Source organism: Desulfoconvexum algidum, assembly GCF_055382125.1.
In genome coordinates, this window is record NZ_AP042394.1 from 5,728,118 (window position 1) to 5,748,837 (window position 20,720).

Here is a 20,720-nt window from a genome sequence, read left to right on the forward strand (position 1 = left end):
GGAAGCCATGAAAGAATTCGACACTATCAACACCCGGGCACGCCGTATTGATACCCCGGACAAGGCAACGGGACAGGCTGTGTTTACCGATGACATCAGCCGACCGGGCCAGCTCTATGGTGCCATGCTCCAAAGCCCCCATGCCCACGCAAAAATAATCTCCATTGACACCTCAAAGGCCGCAAGTCTTCCCGGGGTCAAATCTGTTATTACCCATGAACAGGCAGGTCACATCAAATATGGTGTCAGCCCTGCCCGGTATGATGAAACCGTATTTGCCATTGACAAGGTGCGGTATATAGGGGATGAAATTGCAGCAGTTGCCGCGGTTTCCCTGGAAATTGCCCTGAAGGCTTGCACCCTTATCAAAGTTGAATATGAACTTTTGCCGGCGGTATTCACGGTGGAAGATGCCATGAAGGATGGGGCACCCCAGCTCCACGAGAATTCCCCTGGCAACCTGTGCGCCGAAGTCCACCAGGAATTCGGGGATGTGGCCACTGCATTAAAAGAATGCGATATCATCAAAACCAGCACCATGAAAAGCAAACGCCAGGACGGCGCCTTTCTTGAAATGCAGGGATGCATCGCCGAATTTGACAACAGAGGCATCCTCACCCTGGTCACCTCCACCCAGGTCCCCCATTATGTCCAGAGAACCGTTGCCATGGTTTTAGGAATGGATGTGGGCAAGGTAAGGGTAAAAAAACCCTATGTAGGCGCAGGTTTCGGTATCAAGGCCGCTGCCAACCCCATGGAACTTATCTGCTGTATCCTGGCAAGGGAAACCAATAAACCCGTCAAAATGAATTTTACCCGAAAACAGGTTTTTATGTATGCAAGGGCCCGGCACCAGTTCACCCATACCATTACCACCGGCGCCAAACGAGACGGGACCCTCATGGCCATCAAACATGAGTGCTGCCTGGACGGCGGTGCCTATACAAGCTTTGGTATTGCCACGGTCTACTACACAGGCTCCCTTCTGGGAGGGCCCTACAAAATTGCCAATATGAGCTATGATGGGTACAGGGTGTATAACAACAAACCCACCTGTGGTGCCCAAAGGGGACACGGGGCAGTGATTGCCCGGGCGCTGTTTGAACAGCAGATGGACATGATTGCAGAAGAGATCGGCATGGACCCCATGGAACTGCGACTCAAAAACATGATGAACGCGGGAGACACTACCTGTAACGACCTGAACATGAGCTCATTTGGCATGTCCGAATGTATAGAAGCGGTGCGAGAAGGATCCGGCTGGGACAAGAAAAAGGGAAATATGGCCCCTGGAAAAGGCATCGGCATGGCCTGCGGTTTCTTTGTGTCCGGGGCAGGATACCCCATTTATCGGTCTGACACCTTTCATGGTACCGTCATTGTCAAATTAACGGAGGACGGCGGCACCGCCCTTGTCTATACGGCATCGGCTGAAATCGGCCAGGGGTCTGACACGGCCTTTGCCATGATTGCCGCAGAAGCCCTGGGGATCCCTCTGGATCATGTCCGACTGGCTTCCGGAGACACCGACATGGGCGTTGACCTGGGTGCCTACTCCAGCCGCCAGACACTGATGACCGGACACGCCACCAAGGATGCTGCCGACCATGCCAAGGCCCAGGTTTTAGAAGTGCTGGCGGATCAGCTGAACGTCCCCGTGGAAGAACTGGATATCAAAAACGGCTTTATCAAATTTTCAGGAGAAGTGCCTGATTTTTCAACTCTTCGGACCCGGTATATCAAGGAACACAGGGGATGGATCGATAATCCTGATTCTGAACGTCTGACCTTTAAGGAAGCCTCCCGAATCGCCTTCCTTGAAAAGGGCTCCATTGTGGGAACCGGCAAATACAAGCCCCATAACCTGGGTGGCAAGTTCAAGGGAGCAGCCGTTGGAACCTCTCCTGCCTATGGGTGTTCAGCCCAGGTAGCCGAGGTAACCGTGGACATGGAAACAGGACAGGTGACCATTGACAACATCACCGACGCCCATGACTGCGGCAAGGCCATCAACATGACCTCGGTGGAAGGCCAGATGGAAGGATCCGTCTCCATGGGAATCGGGGAAGCCATGCATGAAGAGGTGATCTTTAACGATCAAGGCCAGGTACTCAACGCTGACCTTGCCGAATATAAAATTGTCACAGCCATGGACATGCCCCGGGTCAAAGCAATTGTGGTGGAAAGCGATGAACCCAATGGCCCCTACGGCGCCAAGGAAGTGGGGGAAGGCGCCATCATGCCGACCATCCCCGCCATCCTCAATGCGGTTTACAATGCCGCAGGAGTCAGGCTCAATGAACTGCCCATGAACCCGGAACGGGTCTTCCATGCCATCCAGGAGTATAAGACCAAAATGGTAAAATAGCATGGCCAAATAGAAGAATAGAATAGGAACGCTGATAAAAAATGGCCCTTGAAACCTGCGAACGGTATACCCGCCAGATCAAGCTGCCCCAGATCGGCCTATCAGGTCAGGAAAAACTTTCCAGGGCAAGGGTCCTGATTGCCGGGGCCGGGGGGTTAGGCTCCCTGTCATCCTTGTATCTGGCAGCCGCCGGTGTGGGCCATTTAATCATCGCGGACCACGACCATGTGGAGCTTTCCAATTTGAACCGACAGCTTGTTCACTGTGAGGCCACCCTGGGCGATCCCAAGGTGGTCTCTGCCGCCCAACGCCTGGGTCAGCTCAATTCAACCATTCAGGTTACCCCGGTACAGGTAAGAATAGACCAGGGAAGCATTGACGGGCTCTTGGAAGGCGTGGACCTCATCGTGGATGGATGTGACAATTACCCCACCCGAAAAGTATTGAACCGGGCTGCGCTGCGCCATAATCTACCCTGGGTTTTTGGCGGCGTCATGGGATTTGACGGAATGATCTCAAGTTTTGTCCCGGGATCTGTTTGTTTTGAATGTATCATCCAAAATCCTGAAACCTTAAAACCCGAAACAATAAAACCCGGGACACACCCCCCCAACAATGGTATACTGGGAGCAACCGCCGGAATGATTGCTTCCATCCAGGCCATGGAAGCGGTTAAATTATTGTTGGCCATCGGCACCCCGCTGACAAATCGGCTGGTCCGGATTTCCGGACTGGATATGCGAATTACCACGGCCACCTTAACACCGAATCCGGACTGCAGGGCCTGCAGCCCATCAAACAAAAATCAAAATATAAAGATATGACAATATGAACATCCAATTTAACGGTTTGAAAGAGACCATCCCCGAGGGCCTGAATATCAACGAACTCATTAAATTTTTTGGTGAAGGGGACCCCCACGTAATTGTGGAACAAAACGGCAGGTATATTTATCCTAAAAATTATGATACCTGTATGGTCATGGAAAATGATATGATCGAGTTTATCAATCCCAATCTCGGCGGTTAGCAGTTGCATCAGACCGGACAAATCGCTATCAGTGGACTATCTTTCAGGAGTATCATGATATGCAATACTATGAAAAAGAAAAAATAAAGGCCCTTCCCGTTCAAGATGCCGTGGGCAAAGTTCTGCTCCATGACATCACCGAAATCGTGCCGGATCTTTTTAAAGGCCCGACCTTTAGGAAAGGCCATGTCATTACCCCGGCAGACGTGGAAAAACTGCTGGATCTTGGCAAACAAAATATATATGTGGCAGGTCTTGACGGAGAGGTCCATGAAAATGATGCTGCCCTGCGCATTGCCCAGGCCGCCATGGGCAAAGGTCTTTCCATCAGCGATCCAAAGGAGGGCAAGGTAAGTTTTTCCGCCACAGCCCTTGGTTTTTTAAAAATCGATGTGGCCGCCCTTGAACGATTAAACTCAGTCCCGGAGGTCATCTTTTCCACCCTGCATACGAACCAGGTGGTTCAACCTGGCCAGGAGCTTGCCGGCACCCGGATCATCCCCCTGTCCACTGATAAAACCAACGTCATTGAAGCAGAAAAAATATGCCAACAATATTTTCCCATCATCCAGGTAAAACCCATGGCCAAGCTGGATGTGGGGTTGGTGATAACGGGATCAGAAGTCTTTAGCGGCAGAATTCGGGATGGATTTGGACCTGTGGTGACAAAAAAATTTGAAGAACTGGGCAGTCGTATTACTCGAAAAATAATTGTTTCCGATGAACTGTCCATGACCGTTACCGCCATCCAGGAGTTGCTGGCGGAAGGCGCCCAGATGATAGCCGTAACCGGCGGCATGTCCGTGGACCCGGATGATTTAACCCCGGCTGCCATCCGGGCGGCGGGGGGCAAGGTTACCTCCTACGGTGCCCCGGTTCTTCCCGGTGCCATGTTCATGCTGGCTCACATCGGAGATATTCCCGTGGTGGGACTTCCCGGATGTGTCATGTACCACAGGGCCTCCATCTTTGACCTGATTTTACCCCGGCTTTTAGCCGGAGAAACCATTCAACGCTCAGACATAGTTAAAATGGGACATGGCGGATTCTGCTCCAGCTGCAAAGTGTGTCGATTTCCCTCCTGCAGCTTTGGAAAATAATTTTTCAAGGAGATATGGATGAAACACCAGGAAGGGTATTTAAAAAGCAATCGGGCAACCAATGTGTATTATCAATATTGGCTGCCCGAGGAGAAACCAAAAGCAATTCTTATGGTTGCCCATGGATTGGCAGAACATAGTGGACGATATATGAATCTTGTCAATCACTTTGTCCCACTGGGATATGGTGTTTATGGAATCGATCATATTGGGCATGGAAAATCAGAGGGCAAAAGAGTCTATGTGGAACAATTCCAGGATTTTACAAAGACACTCAAGATCTATTTTGATTCTATCCGGGAAAAGCAGCCTGAAACGCCGATATTTCTGATCGGGCATAGCATGGGGGGATTAATTGGTGCCGCATACCTGCTGGAACATCAGGATGATTTATCTGGGGCTGTTCTTTCCGGGCCGGCAATCAAAATACCGGAGAATATTTCCCAGATCGCTATTCTCGCGGGGAAAATATTTTCCGTGCTCATGCCAAAATTAGGTGTTGCGCCATTAATTTTTGAAGGGATAAGCCGTGACCCTGCTGTGGTAGAAGCTTATATCAATGACCCTTTGGTTTATACCGGAAAGATCACAGCCCGCCTTGCCGCAGAATTACTCAAAGCAATGCGCCATGTCACGGAACATGCCGCAAAAATACAATTGCCCATAATGATTGCCCAGGGAAGTGAAGATTCATTGGTCGATCCCGGTGGTGCTCAGCTTCTTTATGACCTGGTAGGTTCAGGGGATAAAACCATTAAACTCTATGATGGATTTTACCATGAAATATTCAATGAGCCTGAACATGCACAGGTATTAAAGGATGTCCAATTATGGATAGAAAAACAACTCGAAAAAAAAGGACATTAACCCCAGGTATCATTCCTGACGCACCCTTAAAAAAGATGCAAATTTAGGAATCCCGTTTTTGGTAAATCCATTGTACTTGAAGGTAATATTTGTTCCTAAGGGGGGTGGGTTTTTCCTGAATTGGTCTGTAAAACCCGTGCCCAGCTTAAAAATAATTCCGTTTGCAAGCCTCAGGGTAAGAGACCCCATCATCTCCCTGTATTTTCCCTTCCCCTTGTTTAAACCAATAACAATTCCTTCCATGTCCTGAAAATTTTTCACTTTCAGGACATGGGCACTTCGCCCGGTATGGTAAGGCATTTTCGGGTCCTTTACGATAACACCCTCACCTCCCATGGATTCTATTTTATTTAAGAATTGATCAAGATCTGATCTGTCTTGTATCCGTATCTGGGGAATAAACCGCACATGACTGTTCTTGTGTATTTCAAACCATTCTTTTGCTCGGTTGATTCGTACAGGAAAGTCTCCTTTTTCATTGGGAACTTCAAAAACATTATACCTGATTTTCTCCCACCCCTCCCCCGGTTTTTCATCAAGAACGATTGATTGAATGAATTCAAAATCACCCCGTTTACTCCAAAGTTCACCATCCAGCTCAAAGGGTGGAAAATTTTTAACAAACCATGGGGGTGGATTCAGGGGCAGGCCCTTTCGGGTGAGCAATTGATGCCCGTCCCAATACCCCCTTATTCCATCGAGCTTCTCACTCATCACCCACCCTGTTATATCTTCTTTATGGGTATATGTTTTTGCCTTTTGCAAAGCAAACTCATGGGCAAACAGGAGGGGGCAGAAAATAATGGATAGAAACACCCCCAGAACGGATAGAAAATTGAACCATTGATGGTCAAAAATTTTTAAAACAGACATAACCACACCCAAAGTTATCGGCTAATGATTTATAAAAATTTGATACTAATGTCCTATCGAGAAATCATAGAAAAAGCAATCAGGAAAGCCCTGATATTATAGTTTTTTTAAAAAATACCAGATATCGCCTTCACAATATTTTCTTTAAGAAAAATTTCTTTAAGAAAAAAAATTTCATCATGGCTTAGACCGGAATATGATCCAGCCATGCCCGGACATGGGTCTCAAACAGGGTTGGCTGTTCCATTTGAAGGCAATGACCTGACCGGCCCAGGACCACCAGGGTGGCATCGGTGAAATTATCATAAATTTTCCAGGCATCTTTATACCCAACGGCAACATCGTAACGTCCCAGAAGGATCAGGGCGGGATTGTCAAAGGGCGATTCCAGGGTATCCACGTCAAAGGAGAATTGAGTGTCCCGGATTCTCTCCATAAGACCTGGGTCGGGCAAGACCAGCGAAGGGTTGATATCTCGTTTAAAGCGCTCCCAGGCCGGTTTTGTCTGGATGGTCAAAAATTGATCAATGGTCTCAAATTCATTTGGGGTCAATTCAGACACCAGGGCCTCATCCCTTTCCCATAGCCTGAAATCCGGCAATTGCCTGCCCTTACGCCGAAATCCAATCACAGGGCAAACGAGGAGCATCGCCCGGACCCGGTCCTTCATTTTATGAAGCACACCCCGGGCAAGATACCCGCCATAGGAAAGCCCTGTGAGAATGAAGGGTTGATCCGGGCCAAGCAGATGATCAATGAACTGTATCACCACTTCCAGCATGTCATCGGAGCTGAGAATTTGGGGATTGCTTCCGGATTTCCCCATCCCGGGCAGGTCAAAATAGATGCGCTGGAATCGGTCATAACAGGTAAATAGGGGTTCCAGGCCGGCCTTCATTGAACGATGGTCAATACCGTACCCGTGAAGATTAATCACCGGAAGCCCCTGCCCGATGATCTCGTAGAAAATGTCGGTATCACAGACCCTTTCGATCATGTCATCTGTCGGAACTCATCCATGGACCGCCCCCTGATGGCCTCGGCTATTTCAAAGACATAGTCATAAATATGCAGTCCCTTGGAAGAGGCAATAATCTCACCATTTTCAACCCCGATCTGGGCTGCACAATATTGTTTCATCATCTCGATGGCGGCCAGGTTGGCCGGGAAACCGCCAAACAGATCCCAGGACCTGAAATAGGGGAAAAAATGAAGTTTGCCATCCTGGATACGAGTATCGATATGACGCAGACAGGGCGGGTCAATCAAAATCATGTCAGAGGGTTGCCCCACCTGCAGGATCATCTGGTTATTCCGGTAACCTTTGTGGGTATAGGTCCAGATCATCAATTCCATCTGGTTAACATAAAATTTGCCCTTTTCCTCTATCAGAATATTCCGGTCTGTCCAGATTTCTCTTTCCTGGATCAAAATTTTTGTGAGCTCCTTGTAATCATCCGGCAGATAAGCAAGGTCGCACTTGCAGATCCGCTGACCATAGGTATAGGATTCTCCCTGTTTTTCCTCACCGGTCATAAGATAGGGCAGATAATCATCCAGATAATTTTCATCCACAGGGTCGGGAAATCCCAGGGCCAGGTTCACCTTGGGCAACAGGGGAACTGACGAAGGATGGGTGATATGAATGGTAATATAATCGAACTCAAGTCGTTTCTGACCTTCAAAGGACCCCCTGTCTATGGTGAAGGACCGACCCTTTTCAACACATTGATAAAGGGTTTGAAACCAGGCATCGGACAGGCTGGTGGCTTTGATGAAAATCGGTTCTAGCATGGAATACTCCTTTAAAAGGGTTCACATCTTTTTGATCTGGTTTATATACTGGAATTTTCTGTGTGACAACCCAAAAGTCACCCTTAACGATAGTCTGTTACACCAGAATCTTACTACACACAAAGTTATTTTTGGTTATTTTTAGTAATTATAATTTATTTTACACCCAAATATAAAATTACTCTTGACAAAAAATAACCATAGGGATAGAAACAAACTTAAGATTACGAAATACGGATAATGAAGGAAGTTGTTTTTCTAAGGCAACCCCCCATCTCCTTGGCAAACATTATCCAGCCGCCTGACTGCCCTGACCCTGGCAGTCAGGCGGCATTCTTTTTAGAGCAATTTCCCTTCTTTGACCCGAAGAATTCCATCGACCATGACCAGGGATACGTCCGATGATTTAGCGGAATAGACCAGGCTGGAAAAAGGATCATACATGGGCACCATATGGGGTTTTTTTATATCCACGATAATGATATCTGCCTGTTTCCCCCGTTCAATGGACCCGATTTTCCTGTCAAGGCCAATGGCCTTTGCCCCTTCAATGGTGGCCATGGCAAGGCAGGTTCTGGCATCCATGACACAAGGATCCATGCAGGCCACCTTGTGAAGCTTAGCTGCCATGTCTATTTCGGAAAAAAGATCCTGGTCATTATTGGAAGCACATCCGTCCGTACCAATCCCCACGACAATTCCTGCATCCATCATACGGGGAACCGGCGCAATGCCAGATGCCAGCTTCATATTGGATTCCGGGCAATGGGCAACACGGGCAGAACGCCTGTGAATGGTCTCAATATCCCCATCATCAATCCACACCGAATGGACAAGAAGCGTTCTTTCATTTAAAAGGCCCAGATCCTCCAGATATGCAATGACAGACCTTTTATTGAGTCCCTTGACCATGTGAACCTCATTTCTTGTTTCCGCTGCATGGATCTGGAAAAGAATACCGGCATCTTCGGCTGCCTGCTTAGCTGCCACCAGGGTCGCGGCTGAACAGGTATAGGGAGAGTGGCAGAAAATAGAAGGTGTTATTCGTGAAGACAGATCCTTGATCTGCGAAACAAATGCTTTTGCTGTCTGGATATTGTGGGCGGGGTCCGGCACCCCCGGAGCAGGGAAATCAATCACCCCCTGACCCGCCACTGCCCGAATGCCCGATTCAACCATGGCCCTTGCCACTTGTGCCTCAAAAAAATAACCATCACAGCAGGTAGTGGTGCCTGAAAGCAGCATTTCTCTGCAAGAATGCAGACTCCATTGGTGAACCGAATCCGGGTTGAGCCGGGTTGCCTCGGCAGGGAAGATATGCTCGTTAAGCCATACATCCAGGGGCAGGTCATCGGCAAGCCCCCGGAACATGGACATGGGTACATGGGTGTGACAATTGACAAGACCGGGCATGATAATCCCCCCTTCGGCATCAATTCGATTGTCATGGTGAACAAGGGCCAGGTCCAATTCTTTTCCCGGGCCACAGTCAAAAATTTGTGAGCCCCGGATCAGCACGGCACCGTCTTCAATCACGGGCAGCCATTGTTCCATTGTCAACAGGAGGCCATTGTGTATCAATATATCATTTTCCATCTTTTGGTTCCTTTCATCTTCAGTTAACCCAGTCATTTTACCGTCATTAATAGTCATAAATCCCCTGATTTTAAAATAGTTTTTTAAATGGACAATACCTTAATCGGTGTGATAGGTTGAGCCTTCATTATTTTTTGAATTGAATTTATTTTAAAATAAATTCGCGCACACGATTTAAGGAGGAAACCCATGACAGCTAAATTGGATCTGGTCATTGTCGGGTCTGGACCCGGAGGGATGGCAGCCGGGATCCTGGCCAAACGAAAAAACCTGTCATATATCATCCTGGAAAAAGGTCACAACCCCATGCAGGGAATTATTAATACCTACCCCAAGGGGAAAAAAGTCTATCCCACCATACCCAAACGCTATACCCAACCCTTTCCAGTGGATGAGATCCGACCGCCCGATGAGCGCGTCCCCGTTGAAACTTATATTGACCAGGCAAGAAACATCGTGGATTCCCTTGATCTTAAAATCAATTTCAATGAGGCGTTCAAAACCATTGAAGGAAGCCATCCCGATTATATGGTCAAAACTGACAAGGGATCTTATCTGACAAAGGCTGTCATTCTGGCCTTTGGCAGCAATATTCCCAACGATCTGGGCATATACGGTGAAGCAAAAACTGTGGCCAGAAATATTGAAAACCCGGAAGATTATATCGGCATCAATGTGCTGGTCATCGGCGGCGGGAATGCCGCAGCCGATGTTGTTGCCTCCCTTTCCAGGATAAAAAGGGAAGCCCGGGATGCCTCTTCAGTCTACTGGGCCCACATCAAAGAAAAATTTGAGATCAATACAGACACGGCCCGGGATCTGGGGGAAGAAATTTTGTTGGGTGGCCAGATCAAGATTCTCCAGCGGGCAGTCCCCAAAATAGGAGAGGTGGATCCAGACGGCATTGACCGGCTCTATATCCACCAGGCATCCACAGCTTCCATGGGCAATGACCTGTATCTGTATCAAGGCATGAGTTTTCCCATGAAAAATGTCATTGCCTGTATCGGCACCCACGGGCCATCTGCCATTTTTGATGCCCTGCATCTTCAGCAGATCACCTGTACCGGCACCATCTGCAAAATCGCCAAGGAGGGAGAACGTCTGCTCATGCTTTCGGAGCACCTTGAAACCAATCTCAAGGAGATCTATGCCATTGGCGGCGCCATCAGCCCCTCCTATATGGAAATCGGCGCTGACGGCATTATCAAAGAAAAAAAACATTCCAACCTCATATACACGGCGGTCCTGGATGCCAGCACCGTCCTGAAAAACATGGGACCAAAATAGCCACCAGGAAATCGATACCCGCCATTTACCACCACCCGACATCCCCATTTTTCCCCTTGACAGGCGGAATGTCTTGCAGTAACATATGAACAAATGCTCAATTGAAGAGGTGATCTATGAATGTGTGTGCGGAAAAATGTATCCATGAAGCCAACGTGAACAAGACCGTAAAGGATCTTCCCGACCAGAAAGAAATTGTGAAGATGGCAGAAATATTTAAGGCACTCAGCGACCCATCCCGGCTTAAAATTGTATTGGCGCTGTTGAACCGAGAACATTGCGTGTGTGACATCGCCGTGATCTGTCAACAGTCTGAGTCCGCCATATCCCATCAGCTCAGGGTTCTACGAACCTTGAAAATTGTTAAGAACAAAAGAGTGGGGAAGAGTGTATACTATACACTGGATGACGATCATGTCATGTCCCTGATCCATTATAGTCTTGACCATGTTAAACATTGAATCGGACAAACATTGAACCTGGCAAACAATTGAACCTGGCAAACAATTGAATTGTAAAATATAGAACCATGAAATATAGAAATTAAGGACAGCTCCCATGAATATGGTATATGAAATTTTAAAAGAATCCTGGCATATCTACCTGGATGTTTCGGTTTACATGCTCTTTGGCTTTTTGGTGGCAGGCATTCTCTATGTATTTTTCAAGGCAGATAAGATCAAACGTTATCTGGGAACCGGCAAGATCAAACCGGTTTTTTTATCAGCACTTTTCGGGATTCCAATTCCGCTGTGCTCCTGTGGGGTGGTTCCCGTGGCAACCGGGCTAAAAAAGCAAGGGGCAAATGACGGGGCCGCCATGGCTTTTATGATTGCCACTCCTGAGTCCGGGGTGGACTCCATTGCCATATCCTATGCCATGCTGGATCCGATTATGACCATTATCCGACCCGTGGCAGGATTTTTCACAGCCGTTTGCACGGGGATCGCCCAAAATTATTGGGGCAACCCCACACCTGCCCCTGCCATTGCCTCTGCTCCCCTGAAAAAAACCGGCGGCTGAGGTTGTTCTGCCACCTGCGGTGCAGGTGTTCCCAGTGCAGATATTACCGATGCCCCACTCTCCCAACGGTTGATGGCCGGGGTAAAATATGCCTATGGCGAATTGCTCACCGATATTGCAACCCCCTTTATCATCGGTATTTTTATTGCCGGAATCATCACCTTCTTTTTCCCCGATGACCTGACGGTCTGGGCCAATGAGCATCAGTTTTTGTCCATGCTGACCATGCTGGCTGCCGGCATCCCCATGTATGTCTGCGCCACATCCTCCACTCCCATTGCCGCTGCTTTGATTCTCAAGGGGCTGAATCCCGGAGCAGCCCTGGTCTTTTTACTGGCAGGACCTGCCACAAATGCGGCCACCATCGCCATTGTCAAAAATATTTTCAACACCCGGGCTCTGGTAATCTACCTGTCCATGATAGCCGCCTGTTCCCTTGCCATGGGAACGTTTTTGGACTGGCTTTACGGATTTCTCGGCATAGAGGCCCAGGTTGTGGTGGGACAAGCATCTGAGCTGATTCCCCATCAGGTTCAGCTGGCAGGTGCCCTGATACTGACGGCCTTGATCCTTTATAATTGGTTACTATCGTTCAAACGAAACCCTAAACATTGCCACTCACCTTCCCACTAACAGGTCTGGGTGTTCAATCGCTTTACCTGCCCCGACAATTCATGTATATTAGAAATATCCAGGCCCGAAGCGCCTGTGAACCCATCACAAGGAGAATCTCATGATCCAAGCCAAAGATATCATGCAAAAAGATATTATCAGTCTCTCACCGGATACAAAAATTCCTGACGCCGTGGAAATCCTGCTCAAAAATCATATCAATGGGGTTCCTGTAGTCGACACCAATGGGGAAATTATCGGCATCCTCTGCCAGAGCGATCTGATATTTCAGCAAAAGGATATCCCGATCCCCCCTATTTTTGCCATCCTGGACAGTATCTTCCCCCTGTCTTCTTCAAAAAGCCTGGAAGCGCAATTCCAGAAAATGGCCGCCACAAAGGTGGCCCAGGCCATGGTCAAAAAAGTGACCACTGTTACCCCGGACACTCCGGTATCGGGGATTGCAAGCCTCATGGTTGAAAAACATTTCCACACCATTCCGGTGGCGGAAGGTAAAAAATTAGTGGGTATCATCGGCAAGGAAGACATTTTAAAGACCTTGATTCCCTAAAAATAAAATGACAGCAAAAAATAATTCATTGACGGGTTTGGACAGCCGAATCATTCTGGTCAGTAATTAACCATAATTGTAAAAGGGGGCAGCACTGATGTTCGAAAAAACCAGCCCAGTGTCCCCCTTTTCCATCCCCAATATCCAACGGTATATTGCCTTTAAAGTGCTGTTTAACTCAAGATTTTACTACCCGGTCTTTACCATATTATTCCTTGATTTCGGTTTGACCGTGCCCCAGTTTGCCATCCTCAATGCAGTTTGGGCAGCCACCATTGTCATGGCAGAAATTCCTTCGGGCGCCCTTGCCGATATTATCGGCCGGAAACGGCTTCTGGTATTTGCCACCCTGACCATGGTGGTGGAGGTGGGGATGATCAGTTTTGTGCCGACATCAAATCCATCTCTGATTTTTTATGTATTTTTGATCAACCGGTTTTTAAGCGGCCTGGCCGAGGCAGCTGCCAGCGGTGCGGATGAGGCACTGGCCTACGATGCTCTTAAAGACAGGGGGAACCCCGATGACTGGGGACGGGTTTTAGAAGTCCTGGCACGATTCCAGGCCCTGGGATTTATCATTGCCATGAGCACAGGCGCTGCCCTCTATGACCCTCGCCTCATGGAAGGCCTCTGTCGATTTTTTGGAGTTTCTATTTCCCTGACCCAGGAAACAACCATGCGGTTTCCTTTATACGCCACCCTTATTCTGTCCTTTTTTGCCTGCCTGGCGACCCTGGGTATGGAAGAGATAGCCCAGACAAATGCCGCTTCAGGGGATACCCCCGGCGGGATTCACCGGGTAAAACAGGCCTTCCGCCTGACCTTTACAGCCGGCGCCTGGATTTTCAAAACCCCCTTTGTCTTGAGTGTTATTTTATTTGGCATGCTCTTTGACGGCATCATTCGCATGGTCGTTACCCTGTCCAGTCAATACTATAGAATGATCCAGCTGCCCGAGGCCCTTTTCGGGATCATCGGCTCCATGGTGGCCATGCTGGGATTTATCATCCCCAGAATCGCCAGAAAAATTGCAGAACAAAAAGCACCTGCCCAGGGACTTTGGATCACAGCAGCCCTTACCATTTCGGGTCTTACAACCATGAGCTTTTTCTGGCCATGGACCGGCCTTCTTCCAGCACTTATCACCTTCAGCGCCATGTATTTTAACGGTTTTTTTGTCAGCTTTTATATAAACCGGGAAACGGTATCTGAGCAACGGGCAACTGTGTTAAGTTTTAAGGGGCTGTCCTATAATCTTTCTTACGGAATACTGGGCACAGGGTATGCCCTTTTATTGAAGACGAAAAAACAGGCCCTGGGCCAAGAATTTTTCCTGGAGAATCGAGATATGGGGCCGGCCATGCTGGATAACATCGTTTTCAAAGAAAGCTTTACATGGTTCCCCGGCACCTTTTTAATTGGGTTTGTCTTCCTTTGCCTGGTCTATTTATTTTTCATCAAAAACAAAATTTTAAAATAAGCCGTGACAAGGAACGTAAAGGCTCTTGCCACGGCAGTTTTCACAAACGATCCTTATTTATTTTTCCAGACCGGTCGTCTCTTTTCCTCAAAACTGGCAATTCCCTCAAGGGTATCTTCTGTTTTCATAAGGGTTTTAAGAAAATAATTGGAAATCAGATCCACACCCTGGGAAAAACTGGTGCCCATGTGGCGCTTGACAGCTCTCTTGTTCATGCGGATAATCAGGGGACTTGAATGACAGATTTCCTTGATATTTTTTTCCACCAGATCGCTGAACTCATCTTCCGATGCCACCTGGCTGACAAAGCCTAATTTCCTAGATTCCTTGGCTGTATAATTTTTACCTGTTGTGACAATTTCAATGGCTCGGGCAGGTCCGACCAGCTCCGGCAACCGAAGGGCAGCATAGGGGGGGAAAAATCCAAGCTTGATTTCCGGTTGACCAAAAATGGCTCGTTTGGAGGCAATCACAATATCACAGGCAATGGCCACCTCCATCCCCCCGCCAAGACAGGCACCGTTCACCGCCGCAATAACAGGAATATCGATCATATTGATCAACTCAAATATCTTGTTAAACACCGCCACCATTTCATCCACATTATCCGGGGCATGGTCTGACACTTCTACTCCGGCGCAAAAACTTCTCCCCTCTCCTGTGATCACCACACATTTTAAGGACTCATCTGCTGCAATGGCAGCAAGTTCCTTGTTCAGCTCATTCATCATGGGGATATTCAGGACATTATGCTTGGGCCGATTCAAGGTTATTCTGGCCACCTGATCATCTTTTTCTAGGGTTATAAACTCATATTCTGCCTCAGACTCTGCCATAGATGCCTCCTGTCTTTGATGGGGGTTTCTCTCCGATTCGCGTATCTTTGATCCTCTCTTTTGCCATTGTATTTTTTTTTATTCCCGGTCCGGACACTAGTTCCTGGCACGGACCGGGATAAAAAGTCCAATCCTTGCGGGTCCTATCCCTTGATAATTCGCGGGGTAATCAGTTGGTGCTGGGGACAAATGGATTTGGGATTCTGATAAACAGATCCCGCAAATGCCTTGAGATAATCTCTCAAAGAATCCATTTTGACCACCTCGTCCACAAATCCCTGCTTGGCACAAAAGGCCGGTCTGGAATTGTCGTGGTATTCCTGGGCCAGGGTATTCATTTTATCAATGATGGGCTCCAAGGGACGCCCGGCATCCTTTTCCTTGACAAGCCGCCGGGAATAACTTGCGGCGGCAGCGGTTTCACCATGCATCACATAAATTTCAGTTGTGGCAAGTCCCAGTGTAAAGGCGTTGTGACGGTTGGCAGTGGGACCTCCCATGACATAATGGGCGGCTGCCGTGCCCTTTCGCAGGGTCACAAGGGTCATGGGCACATCGGTCTGCTGGATGGAATAGATCAAAGATTGTCCAATCCCCAAAAGCTCAGCTTTTTCTGCAATATCCCCCACATCAATGCCCGAGGTGTCCTGGAACCAGATCACCGGAATTCGATCCCGGCCGCAGAGGGTGACAAACTCGTTCATTTTGATGAGGCCCTGGCGGTAGAGCTTGCCGCCAATTCCGCCGTAATCAGCATATTCGGGGTAGTCTTCCCCCAGCCAACCCTGGTTGTTGCCGATACAGGCCACCAAAAACCCGTCAATTTTACAAAGACCTGTATAGACCTCGGGTCCGTAATCGGGCCGAAACTCCATGTGCTCACTGCCGTCCACAAGCCGTGCCAGAACTTCCTTGAAATCATAAATCTGTTTTTGGTTAATGGGAATCAACCGGGCCAGATCCGCTGTCGGAAACCTAGGTTCCGCAGGTTCAGCCACCCGGAAAAATTTTGGGTTGTAAGCGGGCATATCCCCCATATAATCTCGGAGGCCGTCCAGCACCCCTGTTTCCTCTTCATAAACATATCGAAAAAAACCGGTTGAATCATGGTGCACTTCCACTGATCCCGGCGGTTTTGCCTTGTATTGTTTGGCAGCATCAATCAACAATTCTGCTCCCGCCACATCAAAATGGCCCTTGGGAGACATACCGCTTAGAATACCACCGCCGCCCACGGCAATATTACAATTTTTGTGGGCAAAAAGAATGGTGGGGCTGATGCCCTGGTATCCTCCTCCAGCCGGGTTGGTGCCGTAAATACCTGCCAGAATGGGAATCCCCATCTGTTCGAGTTCTGCATGGCGGTAAAAAGTGGTTCCGGATCCCCTTCTGTTGGCATAAAATTTTTCTTGTTCCGTCAATTTAACACCGGAACAGTTTACCAGCCAGACCAATGGAATATTCAACCGCTTGGAAAGGTCCGTGGCCCTTAAAATATTTTCCGGCTGGCCGGGAAGCCAGGCACCGGCCATGACTTTATTGTCAAACCCAATAATCACGGCCCATTTTCCCGAAATCTTGCCCAGACCATCGATGACGTTGGTGGTGCCCTCCTCATTGTCCTCTGGGTTAAACAAGGTATGCAACGGATGCCAGGTTCCCGGATCCACGAGATATTCCAGGCGCTGCCACACGGTCATAACCCCCCGGGAATTAATTTTCTCCGTGGGCATTCCGGCATTTTTTACTTTTTCCACCTCAAGGTCGATACCGGCTTCCACTTCCCGGACCTGTACCAAATTTTTCTCGGAACTGAGCATCTTTCCCTTGTTCAATTCACTGCCGAATTCTGTCATCTTTTCAAAGTATTGTCGCATTCTAAACTCCTAGGTCCTAAATATTATTGGATTTTGCCGGAACAGGCCCTTAAAAGCCACCAATCCCCTGGCATGGTCTTCCTATGATCCTGCCGGTCCATATACTGACTTGACTTTAAATTCTTCTTTAAGTATAGAGCTAAACTATCTTGTTTAAAAAAAAATGTATTTTTTGTAAACAACGCGGCAACTATCTTTTGAGCAACTATCTTTTGAATTAAGGAGAATCCCATGAGCACTGAAATTTTATCCCCCATGCCCGGAACCATAATTGAAATCCAAGTCAAAGCGGGAGACGAAGTCGTTGAAGGCCAGGAACTATTGGTCCTGGAGGCCATGAAAATGGAGAATCCAATTGTTGCAACAGCCGACGGAAAAATCAAAGAAATCAATGTCAAGGTTGACGACAAAGTGGCCACGAAACAGGTGATGCTTGTCATTGAATAATTATTCAATACCTTTGTCCTGATATTTTTATCTGTAAAGAGCCTTGGGCCTTGGACCGGGCTCTTTGCAATAAAATCCTGCCTGTTTGTTTTTTGTTTCATACTTTCCCGTTAAAAATTCACACCCCGTCTATTTCGTTGATATTTTCCCAGGACCCCATCTGTTTCATAATATAAGACGCTGTTCTATTCAATTTAAAATAGAAATAATCAAAACCCTTTGTCAAGATATTTTTTAATCAGATTTTTAATCATATTTTATCTTGACATTTAAAGGGATTTTTAGTTTATTTTAATCCATGATATGAAACGGCGTTTTAATATATAAAACAAACACCTATAATCACAGGGTTACCCCATGAACCCAAACAATTTTGAAACCAAAATAATTTTCCCTTCCCGGGCCCATCGCCAGACCCGAGAAGACTGATTTTATAGTTAAAGGAAAAACATGCCCTTAAAAACAAATGCCCAAAAAAAGCTCAATGCCATTGAAAAGGCCCTTGAGATCATGCTCAAATTCCAGGGCACTAAACCCAAATGGGGTATCCGGGAACTCTCCTGTGAACTTGGGTTCAGCCCGGCAACGGTTCAGCGGATACTCCAGGTGCTCAAATCCTATGAATTCATCCGCCAGGATCCCAAGACCCGTCAATACTATATTGGTAATATCTTTTACCGGTTTCTTGAAAACCTGAACACTGCCAACAACCTTACCGGCGTTGGCAAAAGCTACATGGAAGAAATAGCAAAAACGACACTTGAAACCGTTCACCTGAACATCATTGAAGGCAGCATGCGTATCTGTATTGATACCATAGAATCCCACAAGGTACTAAGGGCAGGCATGCCCATCGGAAACCAGTCTCCGCTTTATGCGGGTGCCTCTGCCAAATGCCTTCTGGCCTTTTCTTCTGACACCTTTAAACTAGACTATTTTAATACCATAGAAATGTTGCCCTTAACAGAGAAAACCATTATTGATCCGGGTCAATTACAGGCGGAGCTGGACAAAATCAAAACCCAGGGATATGCCGCAAGCCATGGAGAGCGGACCCCGGGACTTGGCTCTTTGAGCGCCCCTGTTTTTAATTATCGAGGAGAAATTCTGGCAAGCCTGAGCCTGGCCATACCGGAAATAAGGATCATCCAGGAGGATCATCTCGCAAATTGTATCCATATATTGACGCGTGCTGCCCACTCTTTTTCAAAGGCCATGGGAAACAGCACCCCATAAATTTTTATTCACCAACTTATTTATCAATTTTTAAGAGGAGAAAAAATGGACTTTAAATTATCAACCGAGCTTCAGATGCTCCAGAAAGAAGTTAGAAAATTTGCCAAAAAACAGATTGAACCCTATGCAGACGAATGGGATGAAAAAAATTATTTCCCCATCGACGAAGTCATGCGACCCTTTGGAGAACTGGGCTATTTCGGCACAGTCATTCCCGAAGAATACGGCGGGGAGGACATGGGATTCATGGCCGCCATGATCGTCACAGAAGAACTGGCAAAGGTTTCTTCCTCCCTGCGGGTCCAGGTAAATATGCAGGTATTGGGCTGTGCCTACACCATCTTCAAATACGGCAATGAAGCGGTGAAAAAAAAATATATAAAAAAACTCTGCACAGCTGAGTACATCGGCGGTTTTGGCATCACAGAGTCCGATGCAGGCTCCGATGTCATGGCCATGTCCTCAACCGCCGAAGACAAAGGGGATCACTGGCTCTTGAACGGGTCAAAAACCTGGATCTCCAATGCCAACGCGGCGGATTGCCTTCTTTATTACGCCTATACAGATAAAGCCGCAGGCTCCAAAGGCCTGTCCGCCTTTGTTATTGAGCCCAAAAACTTTGCCGGCATTAAAACCTCTGCCCTGGAGAAACTGGGCTCCCATTCTTCTCCCACAGGCGAGCTTTTCCTGGACAACGTCAAGGTGCCCAAGGAAAATATCCTGGGCAAACCCGGCGACGGCACAAAAATTGTTTTCTCTTCCCTGAACCATACACGACTTTCCGCTGCCGCCGGTGGTGTAGGTCTATCCCAGGCCTGTTTGGATGCCGCCACCAAGTATTGCAATGAAAGAAAGCAGTTTGGCAAAAAAATCGGTGAATTCCAAATGAACCAGGACATGATCGCCCAGATGACAGTGGAAATTGAAGCCGCCCGACTTTTGGTCTACAAAGCTGCCTGGGCCAAGGATCAGGGCAAGCTCAACAACGGGTTGGATGTGGCCATGGCCAAATACTTTGCAGGAGAAGTGGCCACCAAATGTTCCAATTTTGCCATGAGAATTCTGGGTGCCTACGGATATTCCACTGAATACCCCGTTGCCAGATACTATAGAGATGCACCCACCTACTCCATGGTGGAAGGCTCTGCCAATATCTGCAAAATGATCATCGCCCTGGATCAGCTGGGCGTTAAAAAAGCCAATAGATAAACAAAAAACAGGGGTCAGGCTTGCGTTATTGCGTTTTGTCCAAAACGCAATAACGCAAGCCTGACCCCATGGAGAAACCCACAATGGATCCCAAAGAAATCGCAAAAAAAACAGGTGAAACCGCCAAACTCTATTTTTCCACGGTCAAAGATGAGGACAAGCCCTATAATTTATGGCGCCATTTTGACAAGGACCTGGCAAAGGACATGTCCCTGTACATCACCGGCCAGATGTATGCCCGGGAAAAAATCCCCCATACCACACGGCAGTTGATCACGGTGGCAGCCCTGACAGTTCTTTCCAAACCCGATGAACTAAAGCTGCATACCCATGCGGCCCTGAATGTGGGATGCACCAGAGAAGAGGTGGCAGAAGTAATTTTCCAGACCAGTATCTACGGCGGCGTGCCCGCAGCCAACACTGCATTGAGCGTATTAAAAGAAGTGTTGGCAGAACGGGGCGAAGAATAAACCAGCAGACGATTATCTCTGGGGAAACCGGGGGCAGATAAA

At 47.8% G+C, this 20,720-nt stretch carries 20 protein-coding genes; 14 read left to right on the forward strand and 6 right to left on the reverse strand.

Going from position 1 to position 20,720, the window contains the following annotated elements; genetic code table 11:
- The first annotated feature begins 7 nt into the window (after positions 1-7).
- From ACZ45G_RS25840 to ACZ45G_RS25860, 5 genes are read left to right on the forward strand one after another with little or no spacing between them, the layout of a single operon-like run.
- A complete protein-coding gene (locus ACZ45G_RS25840; RefSeq protein WP_464173461.1) occupies positions 8-2,368 on the forward strand; it encodes a xanthine dehydrogenase family protein molybdopterin-binding subunit in 2,361 nt (786 codons plus the stop codon).
- Positions 2,369-2,409: 41 nt separating this feature from the next.
- Positions 2,410-3,192: a HesA/MoeB/ThiF family protein gene (locus tag ACZ45G_RS25845; protein WP_464173462.1), complete on the forward strand. Its 783-nt coding sequence runs from the start codon at positions 2,410-2,412 to the stop codon at positions 3,190-3,192.
- Between the two features lie 4 nt (positions 3,193-3,196).
- Positions 3,197-3,397 carry a sulfur carrier protein ThiS gene (gene thiS, locus ACZ45G_RS25850; RefSeq protein ID WP_464173463.1) on the forward strand — a complete coding sequence of 67 codons (201 nt, stop codon included), beginning with the start codon at positions 3,197-3,199 and terminating at the stop codon, positions 3,395-3,397.
- A gap of 59 nt (positions 3,398-3,456) precedes the next feature.
- Complete coding sequence (locus tag ACZ45G_RS25855) at positions 3,457-4,497, forward strand: molybdopterin-binding protein (RefSeq protein ID WP_464173464.1); 1,041 nt, start codon at positions 3,457-3,459, stop codon at positions 4,495-4,497.
- An 18-nt stretch (positions 4,498-4,515) separates the two neighbouring features.
- Positions 4,516-5,364 carry an alpha/beta hydrolase gene (locus tag ACZ45G_RS25860; RefSeq protein ID WP_464173465.1) on the forward strand — a complete coding sequence of 283 codons (849 nt, stop codon included), beginning with the start codon at positions 4,516-4,518 and terminating at the stop codon, positions 5,362-5,364.
- Positions 5,365-5,373: 9 nt separating this feature from the next.
- Here the strand turns inward: ACZ45G_RS25860 and ACZ45G_RS25865 are convergent, their stop codons facing one another.
- From ACZ45G_RS25865 to ACZ45G_RS25880, 4 genes are all read right to left on the reverse strand, one after another.
- Positions 5,374-6,237 (reverse strand): DNA ligase, encoded by an 864-nt coding sequence (locus ACZ45G_RS25865; RefSeq protein WP_464173466.1) that lies wholly within the window; start codon positions 6,235-6,237, stop codon positions 5,374-5,376.
- A 184-nt stretch (positions 6,238-6,421) separates the two neighbouring features.
- Positions 6,422-7,234 (reverse strand): alpha/beta fold hydrolase, encoded by an 813-nt coding sequence (locus ACZ45G_RS25870; RefSeq protein ID WP_464173467.1) that lies wholly within the window; start codon positions 7,232-7,234, stop codon positions 6,422-6,424.
- Positions 7,231-8,031 carry a thymidylate synthase gene (locus ACZ45G_RS25875; RefSeq protein ID WP_464173468.1) on the reverse strand — a complete coding sequence of 267 codons (801 nt, stop codon included), beginning with the start codon at positions 8,029-8,031 and terminating at the stop codon, positions 7,231-7,233. The genes ACZ45G_RS25870 and ACZ45G_RS25875 overlap by 4 nt, the downstream gene beginning before the upstream one ends.
- Before the next feature lie 339 nt (positions 8,032-8,370).
- On the reverse strand, positions 8,371-9,627 hold the full coding sequence (locus tag ACZ45G_RS25880; RefSeq protein WP_464173469.1) for an amidohydrolase family protein: 1,257 nt from the start codon (positions 9,625-9,627) through the stop codon (positions 8,371-8,373).
- 189 nt (positions 9,628-9,816) lie between these two features.
- On the opposite strand from ACZ45G_RS25880, the gene ACZ45G_RS25885 reads away from it, so the two are divergent.
- From ACZ45G_RS25885 to ACZ45G_RS25905, 5 genes are all read left to right on the forward strand, one after another.
- Entirely contained in the window at positions 9,817-10,917 is a 1,101-nt protein-coding gene (locus tag ACZ45G_RS25885) for an NAD(P)/FAD-dependent oxidoreductase (protein WP_464173470.1), read from the forward strand.
- Positions 10,918-11,033: 116 nt separating this feature from the next.
- Positions 11,034-11,378, forward strand: a complete 345-nt coding sequence (locus ACZ45G_RS25890; RefSeq protein ID WP_464173471.1) for an ArsR/SmtB family transcription factor — start codon at positions 11,034-11,036, stop codon at positions 11,376-11,378.
- Positions 11,379-11,475: 97 nt separating this feature from the next.
- The gene (locus tag ACZ45G_RS25895) at positions 11,476-12,573 is read left to right on the forward strand and encodes an SO_0444 family Cu/Zn efflux transporter (RefSeq protein ID WP_464173472.1); all 1,098 of its coding nucleotides are present in this window, start codon (positions 11,476-11,478) and stop codon (positions 12,571-12,573) included.
- 100 nt (positions 12,574-12,673) lie between these two features.
- Positions 12,674-13,123 carry a CBS domain-containing protein gene (locus ACZ45G_RS25900; RefSeq protein WP_464173473.1) on the forward strand — a complete coding sequence of 150 codons (450 nt, stop codon included), beginning with the start codon at positions 12,674-12,676 and terminating at the stop codon, positions 13,121-13,123.
- A gap of 97 nt (positions 13,124-13,220) precedes the next feature.
- On the forward strand, positions 13,221-14,603 hold the full coding sequence (locus ACZ45G_RS25905) for an MFS transporter (protein WP_464173474.1): 1,383 nt from the start codon (positions 13,221-13,223) through the stop codon (positions 14,601-14,603).
- Positions 14,604-14,656: 53 nt separating this feature from the next.
- Here ACZ45G_RS25905 and ACZ45G_RS25910 read toward each other — a convergent pair whose 3' ends face one another.
- The gene (locus ACZ45G_RS25910) at positions 14,657-15,439 is read right to left on the reverse strand and encodes an enoyl-CoA hydratase/isomerase family protein (RefSeq protein WP_464173475.1); all 783 of its coding nucleotides are present in this window, start codon (positions 15,437-15,439) and stop codon (positions 14,657-14,659) included.
- Between the two features lie 143 nt (positions 15,440-15,582).
- Positions 15,583-17,316 carry an acyl-CoA carboxylase subunit beta gene (locus ACZ45G_RS25915; protein ID WP_464173476.1) on the reverse strand — a complete coding sequence of 578 codons (1,734 nt, stop codon included), beginning with the start codon at positions 17,314-17,316 and terminating at the stop codon, positions 15,583-15,585.
- Positions 17,317-17,547: 231 nt separating this feature from the next.
- On the opposite strand from ACZ45G_RS25915, the gene ACZ45G_RS25920 reads away from it, so the two are divergent.
- From ACZ45G_RS25920 to ACZ45G_RS25935, 4 genes are all read left to right on the forward strand, one after another.
- Positions 17,548-17,763, forward strand: coding sequence for a biotin/lipoyl-containing protein (locus tag ACZ45G_RS25920; protein ID WP_464173477.1), 216 nt, complete (start codon positions 17,548-17,550; stop codon positions 17,761-17,763).
- 450 nt (positions 17,764-18,213) lie between these two features.
- Positions 18,214-18,999 (forward strand): IclR family transcriptional regulator, encoded by a 786-nt coding sequence (locus tag ACZ45G_RS25925; protein WP_464173478.1) that lies wholly within the window; start codon positions 18,214-18,216, stop codon positions 18,997-18,999.
- 45 nt (positions 19,000-19,044) lie between these two features.
- Complete coding sequence (gene acd / locus ACZ45G_RS25930) at positions 19,045-20,208, forward strand: glutaryl-CoA dehydrogenase Acd (protein ID WP_464173479.1); 1,164 nt, start codon at positions 19,045-19,047, stop codon at positions 20,206-20,208.
- A gap of 83 nt (positions 20,209-20,291) precedes the next feature.
- Positions 20,292-20,678 (forward strand): carboxymuconolactone decarboxylase family protein, encoded by a 387-nt coding sequence (locus tag ACZ45G_RS25935; RefSeq protein ID WP_464173480.1) that lies wholly within the window; start codon positions 20,292-20,294, stop codon positions 20,676-20,678.
- Positions 20,679-20,720: the final 42 nt, after the last annotated feature.